The 4,855-nt window shown below is 45.7% G+C and carries 5 protein-coding genes; 3 read left to right on the top strand and 2 right to left on the bottom strand.

The annotated features are described in order from the left end of the window. Window positions 1–55 precede the first annotated feature (55 nt). Complete coding sequence (locus BFN00_RS15555) at window positions 56–706, bottom strand: HAD family hydrolase (protein ID WP_005107974.1); 651 nt, start codon at window positions 704–706, stop codon at window positions 56–58. 182 nt (window positions 707–888) lie between these two features. On the opposite strand from BFN00_RS15555, the gene BFN00_RS15550 reads away from it, so the two are divergent. From BFN00_RS15550 to BFN00_RS15540, 3 genes are all read left to right on the top strand, one after another. Then, window positions 889–1,371, top strand: a complete 483-nt coding sequence (locus BFN00_RS15550) for an RNA pyrophosphohydrolase (protein WP_004278502.1) — start codon at window positions 889–891, stop codon at window positions 1,369–1,371. An 89-nt stretch (window positions 1,372–1,460) separates the two neighbouring features. Further along, on the top strand, window positions 1,461–3,758 hold the full coding sequence (gene ptsP, locus BFN00_RS15545; protein WP_071852343.1) for a phosphoenolpyruvate--protein phosphotransferase: 2,298 nt from the start codon (window positions 1,461–1,463) through the stop codon (window positions 3,756–3,758). 42 nt (window positions 3,759–3,800) lie between these two features. Next, window positions 3,801–4,301, top strand: a complete 501-nt coding sequence (locus BFN00_RS15540; RefSeq protein WP_071852342.1) for a hypothetical protein — start codon at window positions 3,801–3,803, stop codon at window positions 4,299–4,301. Here BFN00_RS15540 and BFN00_RS15535 read toward each other — a convergent pair. After that, entirely contained in the window at window positions 4,298–4,477 is a 180-nt protein-coding gene (locus BFN00_RS15535) for a DUF7230 family protein (RefSeq protein WP_071852341.1), read from the bottom strand. The two genes, BFN00_RS15540 and BFN00_RS15535, sit on opposite strands and share 4 nt — an antisense overlap. Window positions 4,478–4,855: the final 378 nt, after the last annotated feature.

The raw sequence follows: 4,855 nt of genomic DNA, 5'->3' as shown, positions 1-4,855 counted from the left end.
GTCTCGTGGGCTCGGAGATGTGTATAAGAGACAGGTAAATGTCAACAGATCCTAGTTAGATCGACCAGTCCTGTATTTCCCAACCCTGTTCTTGGGCTAGAGTTTCCAAGCGATCATCCGGATTGACTGCAATGGCATGATCCGCATATTCCAGCAAGAAACGGTCATTAATCGAATCTGAATAGGCCCAAGACTCGGTTACATCGCGACCTTCTAGCCATTGTTCCAGACGCACCAGCTTGCCTTGCTGATAGCACGCTGTATTGATCACTTTACCAGTATATTTCCCATCAATGACTTCAGCATTGGTGGCAATAATTTCAGTAATTCCGAATTCACGAAAAATGGGTGCGGTAATAAAGTCTGAAGTTGCGGTAATCCCCACTAAGGCATGCCCTGCTTCACGGTGGCGCTCAATGGCTTTAAAACCTTCAGGACGCATTTGTGGACGAATGACTTTTTGCATGAACAGTTGATGTAATTCAGTCAAATAATCATTGTCATGTTTGGTCAGAAACTGGAACACAAATTCATTATAGGCATAAGGATCCAGCTGACCTTTTTTATAATCGTCATAGAACTTGTCATTCATGGCGCGATGCTGAACTGGATCGACCAGGCCCTCACTGACCAAAAACTCTCCCCAAGAATGATCCGAATCCGTGTTTAACAAGGTGTGATCGAGATCAAATAGCGCCAATTTCATGAAAATACTCGTTAAAACTGAAATTTAAGAAAAAAATTGTAAATCTATCTCCGCTAGTCGATAGAAATTCGTTAAGATCATAGCAATTTTAACATTTTTAAACTTTGCTTTTTTCGAGTTGGATAACGAAATAATGCTCCCCGATGGCAAAGGCATAAATTAAACAATTTTTAGGTAGCCAAATGATCGACTCTGAAGGTTTCCGACCGAATGTCGGGATCATTTTGGCAAACGATGCTGGACAGGTTTTATGGGCAAAACGCATTGGTCATAATGCATGGCAATTTCCACAAGGCGGGATCCAATATGGAGAAACCCCCGAGCAGGCACTCTATCGTGAGCTGAGAGAAGAAGTTGGCTTATTGCCCGAACACGTCCAGATAGTCGCGCAAACCAAAGGCTGGTTGCGCTATCGTTTGCCGCATCGATACATTCGTACGGACTCTGATCCGGTCTGTATCGGTCAAAAACAAAAGTGGTTTTTACTCAAACTCACGGCCCCCGTTCAGCATATTCAGTTGAATCTGTCTGATCCGCCCGAATTTGATCAATGGCAATGGGTCAGTTATTGGTACCCACTCGGTCAAGTCGTGAATTTCAAACGTGATGTTTACCGCAAAGCCTTGGTGGAGTTGTGTCAGCAACTGCCCCAGCAAAAACCTTAAAAAATCGCATAAATAATGCAGATTTTTTACGCGGCTATTGTTATAAATAAACTTCATTACTGAAATTCTGAATAGACGGAGCAGACCTTATGTCGAATATGCAACTGGACACCTTGAGACGTATTGTTCAGGAGATCAATGCGTCCACCAGTTTGCATGAATCACTCGACATTATGGTCAAGCATGTGGCCGAGGCCATGCAGGTTGATGTCTGCTCGATCTACCTCCTCGATGAACGCAATCAGCGTTATTTACTCATGGCGTCTAAAGGCCTAAATGCAGAATCTGTCGGCCATGTGTCTTTGCAGACCGGTGAAGGTCTGGTGGGCCTGGTTGGGCAGCGTGAGGAAATTGTCAATCTGGACAATGCCCCTAAACACGAGCGCTTCCTGTTTTTACCTGAAACCGGTGAGGAAATTTATAACTCCTTCCTCGGTGTGCCGGTGATGTATCGCCGTAAGGTCATGGGTGTACTGGTGGTTCAGAATAAAGAATCACAGGACTTTTCTGAAGCTGCTGAATCCTTTCTGGTCACGCTCTGTGCGCAGCTTTCTGGCGTCATCGCCCATGCCCATGCCGTCGGCAATATCGATGTATTCCGTAAGCCAAGCAACCTGCCCGCCTATAAAACCTTTCAGGGAGTTTCTGGCTCCGGTGGTATTGCCTTAGGTCGTGCAGTGATTCTCTATCCGCCAGCAGATCTTGCCGCAGTCCCTGATCGTGAAGCGGATGACATCAGCGAAGAACTGGAGCTCTTAGATAACGCGCTAAATTCAGTCCGTGAAGAAATCCAGTCACTGGATGACAAAATGCAGGATGCGTTGATGGCCGAGGAACGCGCACTGTTTAGCGTGTTCTTGCGTATGCTGGATGAAAATGCCCTGCCTGCAGAAATCAAGGCTTTTATTCGTGAAGGTCACTGGGCACAAGGCGCCGTGCGAATTGTCATTGACAATCATGTGGCACAATTCTCCCAGATGGAAGATGATTATTTACGTGAGCGGGTGGCGGACTTAAAAGATCTGGGCCGCCGCATTCTGGCGCGCTTACAGGAAGCCGATGCCAGTCACCGTGAACTGACCGATGAAAGTATTCTGATTGGTGAGGAAATATCGACGGCTGCACTGGTTGAACTGCCCGTGGATAAAATTGCCGCGATTGTCACTACCGAAGGCGCCATGAACTCACATATGGTGATTGTGGCACGTGCCCTCGGCATTCCCACCGTGGTCGGCGTAACCGAACTGCCAATCAATACTCTCGATGATGTGGAGATGATTGTCGATGCCCATCAGGGCCGGGTCTTTATTAATCCACCACGGCGCCTGCGCAGTCGCTATAAAGAAATTCAGAAAGAAGAAGAACAAATCGCCAAAGATCTGCGCCAGTACGAAACCAAAGATGCGATTACTCCGGATGGCGTAGCGGTCAAACTCTACGTCAATACCGGTCTGATGATTGATGTGGTGCGTGGCGTACAGCGCGGTGCCAAAGGTGTCGGTTTATACCGTTCTGAAATTCCGTTTATGTTGCGTGACCGCTTCCCGGGCGAAGAAGAACAACGTGCGATTTATCGTCAGCAACTCAGTCATTTTGCCAATAAACCGGTAGTGATGCGGACTCTGGACATTGGTGCAGACAAAGACCTGCCGTATTTCTCGATTGAAGAAGAAAATTCGGCACTCGGCTGGCGTGGCATTCGTTTTACCCTGGATCATCCGGAAATTTTTTCTTCACAGATTCGCGCCATGCTCAAAGCCAGTATCGGACTGAATAACCTGCATATTCTGCTGCCGATGGTGACCAGTGTCAGCGAGGTCGAGGAAGCGCTCTATCTGCTGGAACGTGACCATGCGGCGATTCAAGAAGAAGAACAGGTCAAGGTAAATAAACCAAAACTCGGCATCATGGTGGAAGTGCCGAGTGTGCTTCATCAGATTGATGAATTTTCCGAACTGGTGGATTTCTTCTCGGTTGGTTCCAACGATCTGACTCAATATCTGTTGGCCGTGGACCGTAATAATCCGCGGGTGGCCAATGTCTATTCACATTTACACCCAGCAGTACTGCGTGCCCTGACCCGTTTGGTGCAGGACTGTCATCGCAATGAAAAACCGGTCAGTATCTGCGGTGAAATGGCAGGCGATCCGCTGTCTGCAGTTTTGCTCATGGCCATGGGCTTTAACACCCTGTCGATGAGTTCAAGTAATATTTTGCGGGTACGTAAAACCATTTGTCATGTTCCGATGAGTGATGCACAGGAATTGCTGCAACATGTGTTAAAAATGGACAATCCGCTCATGGTAAAAAGCTGGTTAGAATATTATTTCAGAACCCATGGTTTAGGGGATATGGTGAAATCAGCATCACGTATGGTGAGTGCCTAATACGGGACTTTTTCCAGTCCCTCGACAGTGGTAGAGGTGGTTATGGAATTTCTGGTCATCCTGTTCATGATTGTTGCAGTGTTCTATGTAGTCATTCTTGCACCGGCCTTGGCTGCCCGCAAAGAAGCTCATGATTCCGGTTCATCTTATATACGCCCCGCCAGCAATCGAGCAACAAGCTATGCCGATCGGCCTAAAATGACTCCATTATTGGGCATTGAAATTTCGGCATCGCAACGGCGGCGTTTAGGCAGAGATGACCCCTCCGTCATTGCTGCCAGACTCTACCACCAACAAAAAGATCAATTTGCCAGTTTTCAGCAGGCCAGACCACAGCCTCACTCCCCTCACCATAAAGCGCCAGTGCAAAGCAGACTCAATAAATTCTTTAATGACTTAATTGCGGATGAATCGACAATGCCATCCCGGCATCCGACTCAGTATTCGCAAACCCGTAACAACCGGCCTGTCGCCCCACTCTCTCCAGTTAAAACCAATCCTAAGCAGCCACCACGTCGTCCCCAGCCACCTTACAGACCTTAAGCGGCCATTAAAAAAGGGCGATCTTCCATGGAATATCGCCCTTGTCTGTGCTTGCTGTAGCCACGTTTTGCATTTTTCTTTCGGTCTACAAAGACCTGGCTTTTGTTGACTTCATGCATGTGTTTTGCCACAAAATTGTGGATCACCACCTGTTCGGCTGTTTTTTTCTTGGCCATCTTGCTCTCTATATCATTTGGAGGAAGGAGTGAGATAATTATAAGGCCGACTGACTAATTTTCAAGCATATTTGCCAATGCTTTTTTAAAAATAAAGCCCATTTAGCTAGGATTTTCTGTATACAAAAATGGGAGTTATAGCCAGAAAACACCCTTATTCCATTCATCATTTTTATGATTTTTTTCAGACCAACAAAACCTGATTAAAAAACTATTTAAAATAAATGAGTTATAAAATATATTTTAAAGAATACTTTTCACTTATTATTTATATCCTTTGATAAAAACATATTATGGACTTAGATATTGTTATTTTCGTTTAATCCCATTCATTATTCGAGTTATTCAAAATATATAAGACCTCTTGCGAAAGTAAAA

Origin of the sequence: Acinetobacter sp. AR2-3 (assembly GCF_001878775.1) — a bacterium.
GTDB classification, from domain to species: Bacteria; Pseudomonadota; Gammaproteobacteria; order Pseudomonadales; family Moraxellaceae; genus Acinetobacter; species Acinetobacter lwoffii_D.
The sequence above is the reverse complement of the archived record's forward strand: the minus strand, read 5'-3'. Positions and strand labels throughout refer to the sequence as shown.